Genomic DNA, 19745 nt, shown 5'->3' with positions numbered 1-19745 from the left:
GCGGGCGACGGTACCCGGCCCGACGGCAGCGCCGCGCGCGGCGGCGACGGCACGCCGCCTCCCGGTGGGACGGGGGCGGCGCCGGGCGGCCAGGGTGGCGCGGGGGCCGGCGGCGGTCCGGGCGGCGGCGGTCCGGGCGGCGGCGGCGGGGGCTTCGGCCGGTTCGGGCGCGGCGGCGGCGCGCAGGCGGGCGGCCGGCTCCAGTTCGCGCTCTACCACACCTGGCATCTCACCGAGCGGGTCACCGTCGCCGACAGCGGGCCGGTGCTCGACCTGCTCCGGGGCGACGCGATCGGCAGCGCGGGCGGCCAGCCGCGCCACGAGCTCGAGGGCCAGGCCGGCTACACCAACAACGGGCTCGGCGCGCGGATCTCGGTCAATTACCAGAGCGCGACGCGGGTCAGCGGCGGCACCGCGGCGGCGCCCGAGACGCTCGACTTCGGCAGCCTCGCCACCGCCAACCTGCGCCTGTTCGCCGACCTGGGCGGTCGCGTCGACTGGGTCCGCGCGCACCCGTGGATGCGCGGCGCGCGGGTGAGCCTCCAGCTCGACAATCTGTTCAACACGCGCCAGCGCGTCACCGACCAGGCGGGCGAGGTGCCGATCGGTTTCCAGCCGGGCTATCTCGACCCGATCGGGCGCACCGTGCGGCTGTCGCTGCGGAAACTGTTCTACTGAGGCGGCGTCGTCGCGGGCGGCGGCGTTCGCTCGTTCGACGTCGTCGAGAAGCGTCCGTACGATCGGTAGGGGTAGTTTGAGCCACCACGGTGATCCTCCCTGAGAGGATTCTCCTGCGGACCTCTGGACCGCCGTTCACCTTCCGTCATCCCGGACGTGGTCCGGGATCCACCCTCCCGCGAAAACAACGCTTTGACGTTATGCGGCACAGTGGATCCCGGACCAAGTCCGGGATGACGGAGCAGTTTCGCAGGAGGATCCCATCGGGGTAGGATCGTAGGCGCCTCAGAACGACGACCAGTCGTCCTCCGCCATAGCGACCGCCGCGCCGCCGCGCCGCGCGACCGGCGCGGGCCGCCGTGTCGGCGCCGGCGCCGGGCTCGCCGCGCGCTTGGGCAGCGCGCGGACGGTCCCGCGCGGCGCCGCGACCGATGCGCCGCCGAGCGTGAAGCGCGCGATCTCGGCCGCGAGCGTGTCCGCCTCGCCCGCCAGGTTGCGCGCCGCCGCGGTCGCTTCCTCCACCATCGCGGCGTTGCGCTGGGTCACGCCGTCCATCTCGCCGACCGCGGTGTTGACCTGCTGCAGCCCCTGCGACTGCTGCTCGGCCGAGCCCGAGATGTCCGACACCAGCGCGCTGATCTCGCCGATCCGCCCGATGATCCGCTCGAGCGAGCGACCGGTCTCGCTCACCAGCGCGACGCCGGCGTCGACCGTCTCGACCGAGGCGGTGATGCGCTGCTTGACGTCCTTTGCCGCGTCGGCCGAGCGCTGCGCCAGCGCGCGCACCTCGCTCGCCACCACCGCGAAGCCCTTGCCCGCGTCCCCGGCGCGCGCCGCTTCCACGCCCGCGTTGAGCGCGAGCAGGTTGGTCTGGAAGGCGATTGCGTCGATCACCGCGATGATGTCCGATATCTCCGCAGAGGTGCGCTCGATCCCCGCCATCGCCTCGATCGCGCGGCGCACCACCGCGCCCGATTCCTCCGCCTCGCCGCGCGCGACGCCGACGATCTGGTTGGCGCGGCCTGCCCCCGACGCGGTCTCGCGCACCGTGGCGGTGATCTGCTCCATCGCCGCCGCGGTCTCTTCCAGGCTCGCGGCCTGCTGCTCGGTGCGCTGCGACAGATCGTCCGACGCGGTGCTGATCTCGCCGGCGCCGCGGTGGATCCCCTCGGAGACGCGCGCGACCGACGTCATCGTCGCCTGGAGCGCGGTCACCGCGTCGTTGAAATCGTGCTTGAGCGTCAGGAAGGGCCCGGTCAGCTCGGCCTCGATCCGCGCGGTGAGGTCGCCCGCGGCGAGGCGGCCGAGCCCCTCGCCCATCGCCAGCGCCATCTGGCGCTGCGTGTCGCACTCGCGCGCGGCGAGCGAGCTCTCGCGGAAGATCGCCATCGCCTTCGTCATGCGGCCGACGCAGTCGCGGTTGGCGGTGTGGCGCACCGCGCTGTCGAGGTCGCCGGCGGCGAGCCCCTCCATCCGCACGACGGTCTCGACGTAAGGGGTGCAGATCAGCCGTGCGGCGATCATCGTCACCGCGACGATCGCGGCGACGCCGGCGAGCGCGCCGCCGATCACGAGCCGCGGGTCGGCCGCGGCGCCGGCGAGCACGCCATAGGTCGCGCAACCGGCGATCGCGCCGGAGAGTGCCAGGTACACCAAGGTGAGCACCTTGAACTTCACGCGTATCGGCGCGTGCCGACCGAACCACTCGACCATCCGGGCCGCCTCTGCTGACGACCAAGCGGGATGCCCGGCCGAGGCACTGGTCATGCCCCTGCCACGGCTAAGAAACCGCTAACTTCATTGGGTTAGACTAAAGTCGAAGGCGGTGCCCGGCCGCTTCAGGCGGCCGGCACGGCGGCGACCAGCGGCGCGAAGCGCGCCACCTGGCGGCCGATCAGCCGGAGCTGGTCGCGCACCGCCGGGTCGCTGACCCCGCCGGAATCGTCGAACTTGGTGAGCTGGGTGTTGATCGCGGCGGCGAAGGGCGTCGGCCAGCCGCGCAGCGCGTGGACGATCGAGCGCAGCGCCGCGATCGTCGAGCCGGTCGCCTGCCAGCCATAAGCGGTGGCGATCAGCCCGACCGGCAGGTCGGCCAGATAGGGCCGCCGGTCGCGCGCGGTCTCCTCGAGCAGGTCGAGCGCGTTCTTCACCACGCCCGAGATGCTGCCGTGATAGCCCGGGCTGGCGATGATCACCGCCGAGGCCTGGCGCACCGACTCGACGAAGGCCTGCTCCTCGGGCGTGCGGCTGGTGGCGCGCGGGTCGTAGAGCGGCAGCCGCGCCATGTCCTCGCCGCCGAACAGCCGCGTGCGGAAACCTTCCTCGCGCGCCGCGTCGAGCGCGACGCGCAGCGCGCGCTCGGTCGAGGAGATCCCCCCGATCGTCCCGCCGATCCCGACCACCAGCGGCGCGCCCGCGCCTTTCGCTTCCTCGCTCATGCGACTATCCTCATGGCACGCGGTCGCGGCTTGCGACAACTGTCATATCGATGTAAGACACTCCGCAGCATGCGCCCCCCCTATGAACCCGGCCGCGTCCGCTACCATCACGCGCGCGGCGACTCGCCCGACGCGGCGAACGATCAGCGCGGCGCCCCGCTCCCCTCGTTCGATCCGTGGCGCGACGACGCCGCCGCGCCGCCACCCCCGCCGCCCCCGCGCGACGAGCGGCCGTGGGACGAGCGCGGCGGCGATGACGGCAGTTTCTGGCAGCAGGAGCGGCGGCGCTGGCCCGACCCGCTGCCGCCGCCGCGCGCGTGGTGGCGGCGCGTGCGCTGGGGCCGCTGGCTGGTGCGCGGCGCCGCGGCCTTCATCGTGCTGTTCGTCGTCGCGGTGCTCTGGCTGGCGGTGACCGCGCCGCTGTCGCGCTCGCTCAAGCCGCCGACGCCGCCCTCGATCACGCTCACCGCGGCGGACGGCACGCCGATCGCGCGGCGCGGCGCGATCATCGGCGCCCCCGTCGACGCGGCCAAGCTGCCCGCGCACGTGCGCGAGGCGTTCCTGGCGATCGAGGACCGCCGCTTCTACTCGCACTGGGGCGTCGACCCGCGCGGCATCGCGCGCGCGGCCTGGGCCAATCTCGGCTCGGGCGGGGTGCGCCAGGGCGGCTCGACGATCACGCAGCAGCTCGCCAAGAACGCCTTCCTCGACTCGGACCGTACCGCTGCGCGCAAGCTGCGCGAGGCGATGATCGCCTTCTGGCTGGAGGCGTGGCTGAGCAAGGACGAGATCCTCTCGCGCTATCTCTCCAACGTCTATTTCGGCGACAACGTCTACGGCATCACCGCGGCCTCCAGGCATTATTTCGGGCGCACCCCGATGCAGCTCAACGTCGGCCAGGCGGCCATGCTGGCCGGGCTGGTGAAGGCGCCGTCGCGGCTGGCGCCGACCGGCAACCTCAAGGGCGCGCGCGCGCGCCAGGCGGTGGTGGTCGGCGCGATGGTCGACGCCGGCTTCCTGTCGAGGGACGAAGCGGCGCGGGTGCAGCCGCAGCGCGTGCTCGCCGAGCGCGCCGAGACGCTGCCGACCGGCACCTATTTCGCCGACTGGGTGCTCCCCTCGGCGCGCGAGGTGGCGGGCGAGTCGGGCACCGAGGCGACGGTGCGCACCACGCTCGACCGCGGCTTCCAGCGCACCGCCGAGCGGGTCGTGCGCCAGGCCTCGCTGGGGGGCATGCAGGCGGCGCTGGTGGCGATGAAGCCCGACGGCACCGTGGTGGCGATGGTCGGCGGGAAGGACTATGGCGCCAGCGCGTTCAACCGCGCGGTCCAGGCCAGGCGCCAGCCGGGCTCGACCTTCAAGCTGTTCGTCTATCTCGCCGCGATGCGATCGGGGCTGACCCCGGCGACGGTGATGGACGACACGCCCGTCGAGATCGCGGGATGGAAGCCGCGCAACGACGACGGGCGCTATCTCGGCCCGATCACGCTGCAGCGCGCCTTCGCGCGCTCGTCCAACGTGGTGGCGGCGCGGCTGACGCAGCAGGTCGGCGTGCGCAACGTGATCCGCGCCGCGCGCGACCTCGGCATCACCACGCCGATCGCCAACGAGGCGACGATCGGGCTGGGCACCTCCGAGGTGTCGCTGCTCGAGCTCACCGGCGCCTATGCCGCGGTGGCGAGCGGGCGCTACCCCGTGGTGGCGCGCGGGGTCGAGGGCGGCCGCGGCGCGAGCTGGTACGAGGCCATCGCGGGGCGCGACACCGCGATGCCCGACAGGATCCGCGACGAGATGCGCACGTTGCTCGGCTCGTCGATCCGCGGCACCGGGCGCGGCGCCAATCTGCCGGTGAGCGCCTTCGGCAAGACCGGCACCAGCCAGAGCGGCCGGGACGGCTGGTTCATCGGCTTCGCGGGCAACCTGGTGGTGGGCGTGTGGGTCGGGCGCGACGACAGCGCGCCCAACCCGGGGCTGCACGGCGGCGGCGTCCCGGCGCAGATCTGGCGCCAGTTCATGATGTCCGCGCTCCACATCCCGGTCGCGGTGGCGCCGGTGGAGGACGCCGTGGCGGCGCCGATCGACCCGGCCAACATGCTCGACCAGATGGGCGTCGACCTCGGCGGCGAGGTCGGCCGCGCGGTGGACGAGGCGCAGCCGCGGATCGAGGACGCGCTCGACCGCCTGCGCGAGATGGGGATCGAGCTGCCCCAGCCGCCCGCCCCGCGCGAGCGCGTGCCCGAGCGCCGCCGGCCCGACGAGGGGCGCGGCGAGGGCGGCGGTGACGGCTTCGAGGACGGCGGGCCGGGTGGGTTCTGACGAAACGGCGATGAAGGGTCACGCGGAGGCGCGGAGGCGCTGAGAGGCCGTTCGCCGCGTCTGCGGATCTCCAGCTTCTTGTTCACGCGAAGACGCGAAGAGGGGCTCGCGCGGATGGGGCAGGGCTCTTGCGCGCGCCGCGGCCATCACTCGAGGGTGAAGAGGGGGCAGCCGCGCGCTCTGCGCCCCCGCGCCTCCGCGTGAACCGATCTATCCCGCGTCGTCGCGTGAACCACCCCCACGCGCCCGACAGAGCGCGCGCGCGGGGGTCGGCCGTCACGCCTCAGAAGTGCGCGATCACGCCCACCATCGGGCGCACCGTCTCGAAGTCGCCCCGCGTCGAGATCTCGGCGCGGAAGCGGACTCCCTCCTTCTTCACCAACCCGTCGAGGCCGATCGCCGAGGGGCCGAACTCGCCGCCGATGCCGTAGGACATGCGGCCGTAATCACCGCTGTTCGAGCCGTAGCGGTCGAAATTGACCCACTGGTAGCCGACCTTGCCGTAGACCAGCCCGGTCTCGCCCGCGCGCACGCCGGCGCGGCCGTGGACGCCATATTCCCAGTCGATGTCGCCGGTGAAGCCCTTGGCGGCATTGCCCTCGACGCCGACGAAGAAGGCGCCGAGCGGCACGTTGACGCCCGCCACGCCCTCGACCAGCCCGCCCTTCAGGCGGTTGCCCGGCGCGTTATAGGGGATACCGTGGCCGGGATCGCTCTCGAACCCCTCGTAGCCGCCCATCACGCCGACATAGGGGTCGATGCCGAACTTGCGCGACCCGTCGCTGGTGGTGTCCTGCGCCTGAGCGGCGGCGGGAACGAGGAAAGCGGCAGCAACGGCTGCCAGAAGCAACGTCTTCATGTCATACCTTCGTGAGAGAGGCGCGATACGTCGGCGCCTCACCGATCGAACGGGTCGGCGGCGCGGCAGGTCCGGCGAAATTGGAAAAAACCACCGCTGTGGCACCGGCGCAACAGCCGCGTGGCGGAGCGCCTAGCCCGCGACGAGCGCGACCCCGGCGACCAGCAGTGCCGCCACCGAGGGGTAGAAGCTCAGCCCGAAGCCCAGCGCGCGGGCGCGCGCGCCATGTCGATAGCCGAGCCAGAAGAGCAGCCGCCCGAGCGCGAACAGCGCCGCGAGCGCGACGCTCAGCCGGGCCGAGCGCGCGATCGTCGCGGCGACGATCGCCTGTGCCGCGCTGGCCAGCACCACCTGCTCGAGCGTGTTCTGCAGGATCGCGCGCGCGCGCGCCACCGCGGGGGTCTCGTCCCCGCCGCCGCCGGCGATGTCGCGCGCGGAGAAGAAGCGGCGCCGGGCGACGTCGGCGATCGCCGCGGCGAGCCACGCGACCACGGGCAGCTCGGCGCGCAGCGCGTGGGCGAGCCGGTCGGCGAGGTCGCGCGGCGGCGCGGCGTGATCGAGCGCGAGCGCGACGCCGACCACCGTCACGGTCGTCGCGAGCGCGCCGGCCATGCCGAGCACCACGCCGCGCTGCTCCCGCTCGAAGGATCGCATCCTGGCCTCCGCGCGCGGTTGTGCCACGGTGGCGGCGCCGACGCCATGCACCTCGGCGCCCCCGCGCGTCCGCCCCGACGACGCCGCCTCGACCCGCCCCGACATGGTGTCCGCGTGGGAGACGGATCGAGCCGCCCGGCGTGATCCGTCCGCTCGCCTCGCGCCGCCGCTGTCCTACCACCGCGCTCCTGTGCCATCCTGCGCCTGATGCTATGCCCCGGGCTCCACCGTCACCGCGCCCCGCGCCGTCCCGGCCGACCGCCCCGCCCGCTCGCGCGTCGCGCGACACGCGCCGGCGACTCAACATTCGCAACATTCGCGCCCGGCGGGATCACCTTGACCGCCCCGCGTGCCTGACCGAAGGCGTCGACCATGCGCTTCTTCTCCGACAATGCCGCGCCCGTTCACCCCGCCGTGCTGCGCGCGCTCGCCGACGCCGACCGGCTCGACACCGCCTATGACGGCGACCGCTGGTCCAAGGCGCTCGACGCGCGCTTCGCCGCCTTGTTCGAGACCGAGGCGCTCCGCGTGCTGTGGGTGCCGAGCGGCACCGCGGCCAACTGCCTCGCGCTCGCGGCGCTGTGCCCGCCGCACGGCGCGGTGCTGTGCCACCGCGACTCGCACATCCAGAACGACGAGTGCGGCGCGCCGGAGTTCTACACCCACGGCGCCAAACTGCTGCTCGCCGAGGGCGCGGGCGCCAAGCTGACGCCGGAGACCGCCGCCGCGGTGCTCGACCTGCAGCGCTACGACGTCCACCAGCAGCGCCCGCACGCGCTCTCGATCACCAACGCGACCGAATATGGCCGGGTCTACGCGCCCGGCGAGGTCGCCGCGCTGGGCGCGCTGGCCAGGGCGCGCGGGCTCGGCTTCCACATGGACGGCGCGCGCTTCGCCAACGCGGTGGTCTCGACCGGCGCCTCCCCCGCCGACCTCACCTGGCGCGCCGGCGTCGACGCGCTGAGCTTCGGCTTCGTCAAGAACGGGGGGATGAACGCCGAGGCGCTGGTGTTCTTCCGCCCCGAGCTGGCGGAGGACACGCTGTTCCGCCGCAAGCGCGCCGGGCACCTGCTGAGCAAGGGGCGCTATCTCGCCGCGCAGCTGCTGGCCATGCTCGAGGGCGACGTCTGGCTCGACTGCGCGCGCGCGAGCAACGCGGGCGCGGCGCTGCTCGCCGCCGCGGCGGGCGATCGGCTGATCCACCCGGTCGAGGCCAATGAGGTGTTCCTGCGCGTCACCCCCGACGAGGCGGCGCGGCTGCGCGCGCTCGGCTTCGACTTCTACGACTGGGGGCCCGGCGAGGCGCGGCTGGTGATCAGCTGGGACCAGCGCGAGGAGGACATCCGCCCGCTCGCCGAGGCGATCGCGGCGCTGTGAAGGGCGGTGGACGATCCTCTCCCCCGGTGATCGCGGACCTGATGATCCTCCCCTGCAAGGGGAGGCGTCAGCGCGAAGCGCTGACGGAGGGGTGTCGCGGGTGGTGAGTGTCGCGACCGGCACCGGCGGGGACACCCCTCCGTCAGGCCTGCGGCCTGCCACCTCCCCTCGCCGGGGAGGATCTAGCCCGCGATCCGACCGATGACCCCCCGCCCCAACAGCACGCGCGCCACGGTGCTGGTGCCGTTCGCGATCGTCACGCTGATCTGGGGCTCGACCTGGATCGTGATCCGCGACCAGCTCGCCGGCGCCGGCGTGCCGCCGAGCTGGTCGGTGAGCTACCGCTTCCTCGTCGCCGGGCTGACGCTCACCGCGGTCGCCGGATGGCGCGGCGAGCTCGGCGGCGCGCACCGGCGCGATCCCGGCTTCTGGCGCTTCGCCGCGCTGGTCGGGCTGCTCCAGTTCGTGATGAACTTCAACTTCGTCTACCGCGCCGAGCAGCATATCACCTCGGGGCTGGTGGCGGTCACCTTCGCGCTGCTGCTGGTGCCCAACGCGCTGTTCGGGCGAGTCTTCCTCGGGCAGCGGCTGGGGCGGCAGCTGCTGCTCGGCTCGGGCATCGCGATAGCGGGGGTGGCGCTGCTGTTCGTGCGCGAGGCGCGCGGCGACCCCAACGGCGCGCACGAGACGGTGCGGGGGATCGCGCTCACCCTGGTGGCGATCCTCTCGGCCTCGGTGTCGAACGTGATGCAGGCGACCGAGCGCGCGCGGCGCTACCCGATGCTGCCGATGCTCGCCGCGGCGATGCTGATCGGCGCGGGCATGGACGCTGGCTGGGCCTGGCTCACCACCGGCCCGCCGGTGTTCGACCCGCGGCCCAGCTATGTCGCGGGCGTGCTGTATCTCGGGATCGCCGCCTCGGCGCTGGCCTTCACGCTCTACTTCCGCCTCATCCGCACGATCGGCCCGGCCAAGGCGGCCTACAACAGCGTGATCGTGCCGGTGATCGCGATGCTGCTGTCGACGCTGTACGAGGGCTATCGCTGGACCCCGCTGTCGGTGGCGGGGGCGGCGCTCGCCGGGGTCGGGCTGGTGGTGGCGCTCAGCGCGCGCAGGCCGGCGCGATAGTCGGGGTAGCGCAGGCGCCAGCCGAGCACGCGCCTGGCCCTGGCGTTGGCGACGCGGCGGTTCTCGGCGTGGAAGGCGCGCGCCGCCGGGCTGAGCGCTTCCACCGGCACCAGCGGGGGCGCGGGCAGGCCGAGCAGCCGCGCGGCGTGCTCGAGCACCGCGTCCTGCGGCGCGGGCACGTCGTCGGCGAGGTTGTAGGCGCCCGCGGGCGCGTCGAGGCCGGCGACGACCCCGCGCGCGAGGTCGGCGACATGGACTCGGCTGAACACCTGCCCCGCCGCGCCGGTGCGCCGCGCCTCGCCGGCCGCGACGCGGTCGAGCGGCGAGCGGCCCGGGCCGTAGATGCCGGGCAGGCGGAAGACGCGCGCGCCGAGCGCCAGCCAGGCGGCGTCGGCGCGGTTGCGTCCCGCGCGGCGGCCGCGGTCGGCGGGGGCGCTCTCGTCGACCCAGGCGCCCGCGGTGTCGCCGTAGACGCCGGTGGAGGAGAGATAGCCGAGCCAGTGGCGACCGAGCAGCGCGCCGTAGCGGGCGAGCACCGGGTCGTCGCCGGCGCCGTCGGCGTCGGGCGGGACCGAGGAGAGCACGTGGGTCGAGGCGGCGAGCGCCGCGCGCACCGCCTCGGCGTCGTCGAAGCGGATCGTGCCGTCGCGGCCGTCGCGCGTGGTGGCGAGCAGCGGCGCGCCGGCCGCGTCGGCGATGGCGCGCGCGGCATAGCCGAGGCCGAAGACGAACAGCCGCATGTCGTGGTGCCCCCTCGATCTGACCCACCGGGGAGACGAGCGGGGGCGGGCACGGTTCCGCCGATCCGTCAGCGCCTCGCGGGAACGCCTTGCGTCGTGGCGGAGCCGCCCGAGACATAGATGGCGTTGCCGATCAGCAGCGGCACGCCGTCGCGCTCCACGGTGGCGGCGATCCAGCGCCGCGCCGCGCCCGCGGGCAGGTCGAGCGCCACCACCGCCGTCTCGCCCGCGACCGGGCGCTGTGCCAGCACGCCGCGCTCGCCCCACAGCCGCAGCGTCGCGCCGTCCGCCCCGATCACGCGCGCGCTCACGCGCAGCGGCACGCCGGCCGGCAGCGTCCCGCCCATCGCCGCGGTGGCGGCGCCCGCGGTCGCGCTCAGCTCGAGCCGCCGCCCCGCCCCCGCCACGTCGACGTAGACCCGGCCGGCGCGGATGCCGTCGAGGATCGCCACGGTGGAGAGCTCGCCCGCCTCCACCACCGTGGTCGGGCGCCCGACCGGCGACTGGCCCGCGGGCGCGTCGGGGTCGTGGTTGTCGCTCCCCGCCACCGCGGTCACGCGGTCGCCCGCGCTCAGCCGCGCGCGCCACAGCGCCAGGCCGGTGAGCGGGCCGGTCGTCGTGGCGCCGTTGATCACCTCGATCGAGTCGACCTGCCCCCAGTCGGTGGCGGGCCAGCTCCAGCCGCAGCCCATGCAGCGCTCGCCCGACGGCAGGCCGGGGTGGTTGAGCGAGAACAGCGCGCCGGCGGCGTGCGCGTCGCGCTGCAGCGCCGCCACGCCCTCGCGCCCCGCCGGCCGGAAGTCGACGAAGCGCGACGGCGCGAGGATGTTGGCGTGGCCGTGGAAGGTGGTGAGCTCGACGCCGGGGATCAGCAGCAGCGGCGCGACCCAGGGCTGGAGCTCGCGCAGCGCGGCGAAATGCGCGACGGTGTTGTGGTCGGTCACGGCGACGAAATCGAGCCCCGCCGCGGCGGCCGCGAGCACGGTGCGGAACAGCGGGCAGGGCACGCGCGCGGGGGTCGCCGCCGCGGCGGTGGCGCGGGTGGCGCAGGAGCCGTCGCTGTTGGCGTCGTGGAGGTGGAGGTCGCCGCGGTACCAGGCGCGGCCGGTGCGCAGCGGCGCCCCCGCGGCCTGGGCAGTGGCGGCACGCGCGCCGGCGCGGTCGAACCAGACCTGCACGCGGTAGCGGCTGCGCGCGCCGACGCGGATGTTGGGCACGCCGAGCGTCACCTGCCACGTCCCGGCGGGGAGCGGCCCGGCGAGATAGCCCGGCGTCGCGTCGGTGGCGGCGACCGTCACGCGGTCGCGCGCGCCGCCGCTCCAGCCGCGGAAGCGCGACGGGTCCCACAGGCCGAGGTCGACGACGGTGTGCTCGGCTCTGTCGTAGCTGAGCGCGAGCGTGATGCGCTCGACGCCGGCGGGCACGGTGACGGGGACGGCGCGATAGGTCTCGTGGTCGGCGCGGGTGAGCTCGCCGGTGAGGGTGACGTCCTGCGCGAGCGCGGCGTGGGGGGTGAGGAGGAGGGTCGCGAGAGCAAGGAGAAGGCGGCGCGGGTGGCCACCCTCACCCTTCCCATCGCCTGCGGCGACGGGCCCCTTCCCTCTCCCGCTGGGAGAGGGAGGGAGGCGCGCAGCGCCGGAAGGGTGAGGGTGACCGCGCACGAAGCTCCCCTCAGAACCGCACGTCCACCGCGAAGCGCACGTTGCGGCCGAGGATCGGGCGACCGATGAACAGCGAGTCGGTCGCCTGGCCGCTGGTCAGCTCGCCCGCGCGCGGGTTGCCCTCGGTCAGGCCGAGCGCGTCGGTGAGATTGTCGCCATAGGCCCAGAGCGACACGCGGTCGGTCAGCGCGAAACGCGCGCTGGCGTTGAGCACGGTATAGGCCGGCAGCTCGGAGGTGTTGGCCGCGTCGGCGTAGCGCCTGGTGTAATGCTCGACGTCGCCCTGCACGCGCAGCCGCTCGCCGAGCAGCGTCACCGCCGGGGTCGCGCGCAGCGCCAGCTTGGGCACGCGGAGCAGCTGGTTGCCCGAATAGTCACGCGGCGTCAGCGTCGTGCCCGAGAGCTCGTTGTAGCGCAGGTCGCGGAAGGTCGGGTCCTGCGCGGTGGCGTTGAGCGTGAAGTCGAACCAGCGCACCGGCCGCACCGTCGCCTCGAACTCCAGGCCATAGGCGCGCGTGTTGGTGTAGATCGTCTGCTGGGTATAGCCGCCGGTGGCGGCGTCGAACTGGAAGTTGCCGATCGAATAGGCGTCGAAGTCGGTCAGGAAGGCCGTCGCATAGGCACTCAGCAGCGGGTCGGAGTATTTCAGCCCCGCCTCGTACAGGCGGATGCCCTGCGTGCGCGGCTGCGCGGTGGCGCTGGTGATGAAGCTGCCCACGCTCGGCAGGCGGAAGGCCGAGGTGTAGCGCGCGAACGCGCCCGCCGCCCCGGCGAACTGCCAGTCGACGCCGATCGTCGCCCCGACCCGGTCGAAGCTGCGGTCGAACGCGAGGAACTGCCCGTTGCCGGTGAGGACGTTGTTGTCCGCGAGCGTCGCCGCGTCGCCGAGGTTGACGCTGGTCGACCCCTCCTGCGCGCCGTCGGTCTGCACATGCTCGTAGCGCAGGCCGCCGTCGACCCGCACGCTCGGCAGCAGCTGCCACTCGTCCGAGCCATAGACCGCCCAGGTGGTCTGCTGCCCGCTGCCGTTCGCGAACTCGGAGCCGTAGCGCGACACGCCGTTCTGCGTCGCCGCCCCGACCACCTGCCCGGCCGCGTTCACCGCGACGAAGTCGAGCAGGCGCGAGTTGTCGGAGACGTCCTGCAGCGTCGTCGCCGAGTAGCGCCGGAAGGTCTCCTTCACCCGCGCGAGATAGCCGCCGATCGCGACGTCGTGGCTCTGCCCGAACAGCTCGAAGCGGCGGCTCAGCCGCAGGTCGTCGAGGAACTCGCTCTCGATCACCGTCACCGGGCGCGCGCTGTTCTCGAACACCAGTCCGTTGCCGTTCTGCGCGGCGAGGTCGAACGTCTCGCCCGTGTCGGTGTAGCGCAGCCGCACGTCGCTCGCGCCCGGGTACGCGGTGAGCAGCGCGGTGCGGCGGGAGGCGACGTAGCTCGCCGCGGTCGCGATCGAGGCGGGGTAGACGCCGTTGCGCACCGTGTTCGAGGAACGATAGCGCGCGTTGTTGGTCAGCTTGAAGCCGTCGCCGACGTCCCACCCCGCCAGCACCGAGAATTGGTCGAGCCGGATGCTCGTGCCCTGGGTGTTGTCGAAGTTCACCGGCCCGTTCGCGCTGCGCAGCGTGAGATAGGCCGAGGCGCGGCTCGCGGTGGTGCCGTAATGCGGGTCGAAGCCGGGGATGCCGGTGACCTTGCCGTCGCGGTCCTTGGTCAGCGGGATGCCGGTGTAGAAGATCGCGTTGTCGTCGAGGTGCTTGTAGCTGAGCGTCAGCTGCGCGTCGCCGAAATCCTTGGCGAGATCGGCGCGCACCTGCCCGCCCTTGTTGCCGGTATAGCCGGGATCGCGAACGCCCTGCTCGTTGCGGTAGAAGCCGCCGACGCCGAGCGTCCAGCCGTCCGCCAGCGGCGTGCCGACCCAGCCGTCGAAGCGGAACAGCTCGGCGGTGGGGCCGTACAGGATCCGCGCGTTGGCGCTGAGCGTGTCGCCGGGCTTGCGCGTGATGTAATTCACCACGCCGCCGGGCGCGTTGGAGTAGAAGATCGAGGACGGGCCGCCGCGCACCACCTCGATGCGCTGGACCGACTCGTCGATGCGATAGGCCTGGTCGGCGTTGAGATAGCCGAGCGCGGGATCGTGCTGCACCGGCAGCCCGTCCTCGAGCAGGTTGATCGAGCCGAAGCCGTCGACCGGGATGCCGCGCGCGCGCACGTTGCCGCTGCCCTCGCCGCCCGAGGCCTCGACCCAGAAGCCGGGCACCGACTTCAGCGTCTCGGTCACGCTCGAGGGCGCGCGCGAGCGGATCGCGGCGTCGTCGAGCGTGGTGACCGAGTAGCTGGTCTCCAGCTTGGTGCGCTGGCCGCTGCCGGCGCGGCCGGTGACGACGATCTCCTCGCCGGTCGGCGCCGCGGGATCCGCGGTGGCGCTGCCGGCGGCGGGCGCCTCGGCGGGCGCGGCGGTCTGGGCGGCGGTCTGGGCGACGGCCGGCATCGGCAGCAGCGCGAGCAGCGCGACCGGGGCCGCGCCGAGCGTGAAAGGTGACATGATCCGTTTCCCCCGCGACGTTCGTCGGTGGGTGGGGCCTAGGGATCAACCATGACTCGCGCAGGTCAGATATGTGGCAGCGCGGTTACCCCGAGCGCGCGCGCCGGCGCCGATCGGAACGAGGACGCGACGCTGCGGCGACGGCACCATGTCCCGGCCGCCCGCGCCATCCAGTATACCGTCATGGCCCAGCAGCCGCGGCCCGTGGCGCCGCCGACGCGACGACGGTGGCGCGCGCGGGAACACCGCGCGATCCCGGCGGCCACACCTAACCCGCTCGCTTCATGTAAATTATCCTGACGCCGACGCCCGCCCGGCACACCGCGCCGGGACGCGCGTTCTCCGGCCATGCTGCTCCCTGCCGTCCCGCCCCCGTCGCTGCACCGCGGGGCGCCCTCGACCCGGATCCGCGTCGCCGACGCGGCGCTCCGCCGGCTGTGGGCGGCGGGCTGGGCCGAGATGCCGAGCCTCGACCCGGCGGTCCTGGTCGCCAAGGCGTCGCGTCGCGCCGGCGTGGCCCCCGACGAGGATCGCGTCGGCTGGCGGCGCCGCCTCACGCTGCTGTGCGACGACCTCGAGGGGTCCGCGCGGCTCAGCGGGCTCGGGCGAACGATCGCGCACGGCCAGCTCGTCGGCGCGCTCGCGACCCGCTTCCGCGCCCATGCGCTGTGGCAGCGCCACCCCGAGATCGCGGCGCAGCCGATCGCCGCGCCGGTGATCGTCGTCGGCCAGATGCGCTCGGGCAGCACGCGCGTGCAGCGGCTGCTGGCCTGCGACCCGCGGCTGACCTACACGCGCTTCTACGAGGGTTGGCACCCGGTCGGCACCTACGCCGCGCGGATCGACTCGCGCCGGCTCAAAGGCCGAGTCGGGCTCGCCTGCGCGCACGCGCTCAACCCCGATTTCGCCGCGATCCATCCCACCAGCCTCGACGCCGCCGACGAGGAGATCGGGCTCCACAACGTCTCGATCTTCGGCGCCGCCTTCGAGGCGCAGTGGCGCGTCCCCAGCTTCACCACCGCGGTGGAGCGGGACGATCCCGCGCCGGTCTACGCCGAGTTTCGCCGGCTGCTCCAGACGATCCGGTGGCAGCGGCGCGAGCCGTGCGCGCGCCCGTGGATCCTCAAGGTGCCGCAGTTCGCGCAGGACCTGCCGAGCCTGCTCGGCGCCTTCCCCGACGCGCGGCTGATCCACCTCCACCGCGATGCCGCCGCGGTGGTGGCCTCCTCTGCCGCGCTGGTGTGCAACCAGATGCGGCTGCAGTCGGACCACGTCGACCCGATCTGGATCGGCGCGGAGTGGCGCCGCAAGGTCGCGCTGCGCGCCGCGCGCACCGCCGCGGCGCGGGCGCGTGCCGACGTGCCGCAGCTCGACCTCGCCTATGACGACGTCGGAGCCGACTGGCTCGGCGAGATGCGCCGCGTCTATCGCCTGCTCGACCTGCCGCTCACGCCCAGGGTGAGCGCGGCGATGCGCGCCTATGTCGCCGCGAGCGCGCCGGCGCGGCGCGCGCCTCACCGCTACGACCCGCTCGCTTATGGGCTGGCGCCCGCGGCGGCGCTATCGGGCGAGGCGGCGGTCGCGGCATGACGCGCGGACCGGAACGCGACCCCGCACGTTCGGGCGGGACGAACCCGAGGCGAGGCACTCCCATGGACTATCGGAAACTCGGCACCACCGGCCTTGACGTGTCGCCGCTGTGCCTGGGCTGCATGACCTTCGGCGTGCCCGACCGCGGCAATCACAGCTGGACGCTCGACGAGGAGGCCAGCCGCCCGATCCTGCGACGGGCGTTCGAGGCGGGGATCAACTTCTTCGACACCGCCAACGTCTATTCGGACGGCACCTCGGAGGAGATCGTCGGCCGCGCGCTGAAGGAGTTCGGCCGGCGCGACGAGCTGGTGATCGCCACCAAGGTGCACGGCCGCATGCGCCCCGGCCCCAACGGCGGCGGGCTCAGCCGCAAGGCGATCATGGGCGAGATCGACGCCAGCCTGCGCCGGCTCGGCACCGATTACGTCGACCTCTACCAGATCCACCGCTTCGACTTCGACGTGCCGATCGAGGAGACGCTCGAGGCGCTGCACGACGTGGTCAAGGCGGGCAAGGCGCGCTACATCGGGGCGTCGTCGATGGCGGCGTGGCAGTTCGCCACGATGCTGCACGTCGCCGACGCCGAGGGCTGGACCCGCTTCGCGACGATGCAGAACTATCTCAACCTGCTGTACCGCGAGGAGGAGCGCGAGATGCTGCCGCTCTGCGCCGCGGAAGGCGTCGGCGTGATCCCGTGGAGCCCGCTCGCGCGCGGGCGGCTGACCCGCGACTGGGACGAGGCGACCGAGCGCTCGCGCACCGACGCGTTCGGCACGACGCTGTACGAGCACACGGCCGACGCCGACCGCCGCGTCGTCGCCGCGGTCGCCGCGGTCGCGGCCGAGCGCGGCGTGCCGCGCGCGCAGGTGGCGCTGGCCTGGGTGCTCGCCAAGCCCGAGGTGTCGGCGCCGATCGTCGGCGCCTCCAGGCTCGCCCACCTCGACGACGCGCTCGCCGCGCTCACGCTGGGGCTCAGTGAGGCCGAGATCGCGCGGCTCGAGGAAGCCTATGTGCCGCACGCGGTGGTCGGTCACTCGACCCAAGGGTTCCTGTGAGCACGGGGCGGGCGGCGTGACTCCGCTGCTGCTCCTCGCCGCGGCGGCGGCGCCCATGCCGGGCACGGTGGCGGTGGTGATGCGCGACGGCGAGACAGTGCCCGCGGCGGGTCGCTACGTCGAGGCGGCGACGGCGGCGCTGGCCCGCGCCGACTTCACCCCTCTGCCCGACGCCGGCCACAGCCGCTACGTCGCCGAGCTGGCGGTGAGCGCGACCGAGAACGGCGTGGTGGCGTCGCGCGGCGCCGAGGTGGCGCCGCCGGTGTACCACGGCGGCGGCTTCTCGGTCGGCCTGCCCTCGCGCAAGGAGCAGCTCCACGCGTTGGTGGTGACGAAGCTGCGCGTCACCGTCTCGCTACGCGCCGACTCGCAGGTGGTCTGGACGGCGGAGGCGAGCACCGCGCGCGCCGCGGGCACCGCGGGCGGCACGCCCGAGGCGGTGGCGACCGCGCTGTGCGACGCGCTGCTGCGCTGGTTCCCGCGGCCGCTGCCGGGCCCGCTCTCGGTGCCGTGAACGCGTTGGCGGGGCGTTAACCTCCCGGGGCTAAGCCGGCAGCGAACAGGCCCGCTCCCGCGGGCGCCGAGGATGAGCTGCCATGTTCCGACGCTTATGGGGTAACCGCCGCGGCGCCACCGCGATCGAATATGGGCTGATCGCCGCGCTGGTCGCCGTCGCCGCGATCGCGGCGATGAAGGGGCTCGGCAACCAGCTCAGCAACAGCTATCGCGGCACGACCGCCAAGATCACCGCGGCCGGGGCGTGAGCGCGCTGGCGCTCGTCTGGGCGCTGGCGCAGCTGCTCGCCGCGGGGGCGATCGTGGCGGCGGCGCTGGGCGTCGGCGTCGCGATGGCGGCGAGCGGCGAGCGGCGCCGCCTCGGCGCGCGGGCGTATGCGGCGCCGCGCGGCCGGCTCTCGGCGCAGACGCTCACGCTGTTGGAGCGCGGCGCGGACTGAGCGGCGCGCTCGTCGAAGCGCCGGGCAGCCGCCGCGGCGTCGCGCTCGGCGACCGTATCGTCGTCAATCCTCGCCATGGCTCCAGGCGGTCGGGTCGGCCTCGCGCCCGATCAGCGCGAGCCCGTGCGCGATCGAGGTGAGCTCGCCGCCGGAGGCGATCCGCTCCGCGCCGAAGCGCGCCTCGAACGGCGCGCGCACCGCGGGCACCAGCGAGGTGCCGCCGGTGAGGAACACGCGGTCGATCGCGCTCGCGGGGAGCCCGGCGTGCGCCAGTGCGCGGTCGAGCGCCGCGGTGATGCGTGCGACGTCCGCGGCGATCCAGGCCTCGAAATCGGCGCGGCGCACCTCGGCGTCGATCGCGATCCCCTCGCCCGCGAACCGGAAGCGCGCGCGCTCCGCGGTGCTCAGCGCGCGCTTGAGCTGCCCGACCGCGTCGTACAGCGCATAGCCCTGCTCATGCTCGATCAGCGCGATCATCCGCGCCACCGCCTCGGGGTCGAGCGCGCTGCGCCGCAGTCTGTCCAGCTCGGCGAGCGTGCGGCGATTGCGCATCAGCGCGAGCCGCGACCAGTCGGCGACGTCGGCGAACCAGCCGGCGGGGATGTCGAGCACCTTGTCGAACGAGCGATAGCGGCCGCCCTTCCCGAGCTGGGGTAGCACGAGCTGGTCGACGATGCGCGCGTCGAACCGGTCGCCGGCGACGCCGACGCCGGCGTGCGCGAGCGGGATGCAACGCCCCGCGGCACCCGGTTCGGCCACCTGCACCACCGAGAAGTCGCTGGTCCCACCGCCGAAGTCCGCGACCAGCAGCGTCGCGGGCCGGTCGAGCGCGCTCGCGTCGGCGAAGGCGGCGGCGAGCGGCTCGTAGACATAGTGGATCTCGCGCGCCGCGCCCGCGAACATCGCGTCGTAGCGGCGCCGCGCCAGCGCCGCGTCGGGACGCGCGCCCGCGTAGGTGACGGGGCGGCCGACCACCAGCCGGTCGACTCGGTCGAGCGCGCCGCCCGCGGCGCGGCCGAGCTCGGCGAGGAACAGCTGGCCGAGCTGCTCGAAACTGTAGCGCTTCTCGAAGACGGGCGCGGTGTCGAACGAGGCGGTTGCCGCGACCGACTTGAACGACTGGAGGAAGCGGCTCTCGGCAGGGAAGGCGAGATACTCGCCGATCGCGGCGGGGCCGGCGGCGACGGCGAGCCCGTCGCGCGCGCCCGCCTCGTGCCAGAAGCAGAGGGCGGTGCGATAGACCGCGGACTCGCCGTCGAGTGCCACGAGCGTCGGCGCGGCGGCGTCGGCGCGGGAGCGCGCGAGGACGGTGTTGGTGGTGCCGAAGTCGAGGCCGAGCGCGGTCATCCGGGTCTCCCGTGGGCGGGGAGCCGCCGTAGCGTCGCGCGGCCTCCGCGGCCAGCCCGGCGCGGGCGATCGCACCGCGACGGCGCGCGCGCGAACAGGCCCCGCCGCGCGCGCCTGGACGCTTCTCGGCGCTGCCCAGCTTGTGCGACGTTTGCGATGGTGTTGTCTTGGTGTGGTTGCGGGGACAGGATTTGAACCTGTGACCTTCAGGTTATGAGCCTGACGAGCTACCGGGCTGCTCCACCCCGCGTCACGCTCTCCGTGGGGAGAGCGGTGTGTGTGTGTGAATGGGTTCTTGAGGGATGGGATGATGTGAGCGCGCGGGCTTCAATGCCTGGCGGCGACCTACTCTTCCACTGCTTAGGCAGTAGTACCATTGGCGCGGTCGGGTTTCACGTCCGA

General features: G+C 73.9%; 16 protein-coding genes, 1 tRNA gene and 1 pseudogene. 9 read left to right on the top strand and 9 right to left on the bottom strand.

Features of this window, described 5'->3' with window-relative positions; translation table 11 throughout:
- Positions 1-678: pseudogene (locus KZ813_RS19890) on the top strand (TonB-dependent receptor); the annotation flags it as partial.
- 285 nt (positions 679-963) lie between these two features.
- Here the strand turns inward: KZ813_RS19890 and KZ813_RS19885 are convergent.
- Together KZ813_RS19885 and KZ813_RS19880 are read right to left on the bottom strand one after the other, a co-directional pair.
- The gene (locus tag KZ813_RS19885; RefSeq protein WP_219756735.1) at positions 964-2391 is read right to left on the bottom strand and encodes a methyl-accepting chemotaxis protein; all 1428 of its coding nucleotides are present in this window, start codon (positions 2389-2391) and stop codon (positions 964-966) included.
- Positions 2392-2516: 125 nt separating this feature from the next.
- Positions 2517-3116 (bottom strand): NADPH-dependent FMN reductase, encoded by a 600-nt coding sequence (locus KZ813_RS19880; RefSeq protein ID WP_219756734.1) that lies wholly within the window; start codon positions 3114-3116, stop codon positions 2517-2519.
- Between the two features lie 69 nt (positions 3117-3185).
- Between KZ813_RS19880 and KZ813_RS19875 the strand changes: the two genes are divergently transcribed.
- On the top strand, positions 3186-5432 hold the full coding sequence (locus KZ813_RS19875; protein ID WP_219756733.1) for a transglycosylase domain-containing protein: 2247 nt from the start codon (positions 3186-3188) through the stop codon (positions 5430-5432).
- A 283-nt stretch (positions 5433-5715) separates the two neighbouring features.
- Here KZ813_RS19875 and KZ813_RS19870 read toward each other — a convergent pair whose 3' ends face one another.
- Positions 5716-6291 (bottom strand): opacity protein, encoded by a 576-nt coding sequence (locus KZ813_RS19870; RefSeq protein WP_219756732.1) that lies wholly within the window; start codon positions 6289-6291, stop codon positions 5716-5718.
- A 132-nt stretch (positions 6292-6423) separates the two neighbouring features.
- The gene (locus KZ813_RS19865; protein ID WP_219756731.1) at positions 6424-6945 is read right to left on the bottom strand and encodes an MAPEG family protein; all 522 of its coding nucleotides are present in this window, start codon (positions 6943-6945) and stop codon (positions 6424-6426) included.
- Positions 6946-7317: 372 nt separating this feature from the next.
- Here KZ813_RS19865 and KZ813_RS19860 point away from each other — a divergent pair, with 372 nt between their 5' ends.
- Together KZ813_RS19860 and KZ813_RS19855 are read left to right on the top strand one after the other, a co-directional pair.
- Positions 7318-8322: a threonine aldolase family protein gene (locus tag KZ813_RS19860; RefSeq protein ID WP_219756730.1), complete on the top strand. Its 1005-nt coding sequence runs from the start codon at positions 7318-7320 to the stop codon at positions 8320-8322.
- A gap of 201 nt (positions 8323-8523) precedes the next feature.
- On the top strand, positions 8524-9450 hold the full coding sequence (locus tag KZ813_RS19855) for a DMT family transporter (protein WP_219756729.1): 927 nt from the start codon (positions 8524-8526) through the stop codon (positions 9448-9450).
- On the opposite strand, the gene KZ813_RS19850 is transcribed toward KZ813_RS19855, so the two are convergent.
- The 3 genes from KZ813_RS19850 to KZ813_RS19840 form a co-directional block, all read right to left on the bottom strand.
- Complete coding sequence (locus tag KZ813_RS19850) at positions 9360-10190, bottom strand: Rossmann-fold NAD(P)-binding domain-containing protein (RefSeq protein ID WP_219756728.1); 831 nt, start codon at positions 10188-10190, stop codon at positions 9360-9362. The genes KZ813_RS19855 and KZ813_RS19850 overlap by 91 nt on opposite strands.
- Positions 10191-10258: 68 nt before the next feature.
- Positions 10259-11614 (bottom strand): CehA/McbA family metallohydrolase, encoded by a 1356-nt coding sequence (locus KZ813_RS19845; protein WP_219756727.1) that lies wholly within the window; start codon positions 11612-11614, stop codon positions 10259-10261.
- A gap of 247 nt (positions 11615-11861) precedes the next feature.
- Complete coding sequence (locus KZ813_RS19840) at positions 11862-14393, bottom strand: TonB-dependent receptor (RefSeq protein WP_219756726.1); 2532 nt, start codon at positions 14391-14393, stop codon at positions 11862-11864.
- Positions 14394-14741: 348 nt separating this feature from the next.
- Here KZ813_RS19840 and KZ813_RS19835 point away from each other — a divergent pair, with 348 nt between their 5' ends.
- From KZ813_RS19835 to KZ813_RS19815, 5 genes are all read left to right on the top strand, one after another.
- Positions 14742-15983: a sulfotransferase gene (locus tag KZ813_RS19835; RefSeq protein ID WP_219756725.1), complete on the top strand. Its 1242-nt coding sequence runs from the start codon at positions 14742-14744 to the stop codon at positions 15981-15983.
- A 62-nt stretch (positions 15984-16045) separates the two neighbouring features.
- The gene (locus KZ813_RS19830; protein WP_219756724.1) at positions 16046-17041 is read left to right on the top strand and encodes an aldo/keto reductase; all 996 of its coding nucleotides are present in this window, start codon (positions 16046-16048) and stop codon (positions 17039-17041) included.
- 16 nt (positions 17042-17057) lie between these two features.
- A complete protein-coding gene (locus KZ813_RS19825) occupies positions 17058-17555 on the top strand; it encodes a hypothetical protein (protein ID WP_219756723.1) in 498 nt (165 codons plus the stop codon).
- A gap of 82 nt (positions 17556-17637) precedes the next feature.
- Positions 17638-17805, top strand: a complete 168-nt coding sequence (locus KZ813_RS19820) for a Flp family type IVb pilin (protein ID WP_219756722.1) — start codon at positions 17638-17640, stop codon at positions 17803-17805.
- The gene (locus tag KZ813_RS19815; protein ID WP_219756721.1) at positions 17802-17996 is read left to right on the top strand and encodes a hypothetical protein; all 195 of its coding nucleotides are present in this window, start codon (positions 17802-17804) and stop codon (positions 17994-17996) included. Before KZ813_RS19820 ends, KZ813_RS19815 begins: the two co-directional genes overlap by 4 nt.
- 63 nt (positions 17997-18059) lie before the next feature.
- Here KZ813_RS19815 and KZ813_RS19810 read toward each other — a convergent pair whose 3' ends face one another.
- Positions 18060-19343, bottom strand: a complete 1284-nt coding sequence (locus KZ813_RS19810) for an Hsp70 family protein (RefSeq protein ID WP_219756720.1) — start codon at positions 19341-19343, stop codon at positions 18060-18062.
- 173 nt (positions 19344-19516) lie between these two features.
- Positions 19517-19593: transfer RNA gene (locus KZ813_RS19805), tRNA-Met, on the bottom strand.
- Positions 19594-19745 lie beyond the last annotated feature (152 nt).

It is taken from the genome of Sphingomonas folli (assembly GCF_019429525.1).
GTDB classification, from domain to species: Bacteria; Pseudomonadota; Alphaproteobacteria; order Sphingomonadales; family Sphingomonadaceae; genus Sphingomonas; species Sphingomonas folii.
Note: the sequence above shows the minus strand (reverse complement) of the source record. Positions and strands in the feature narration are given on the sequence as shown.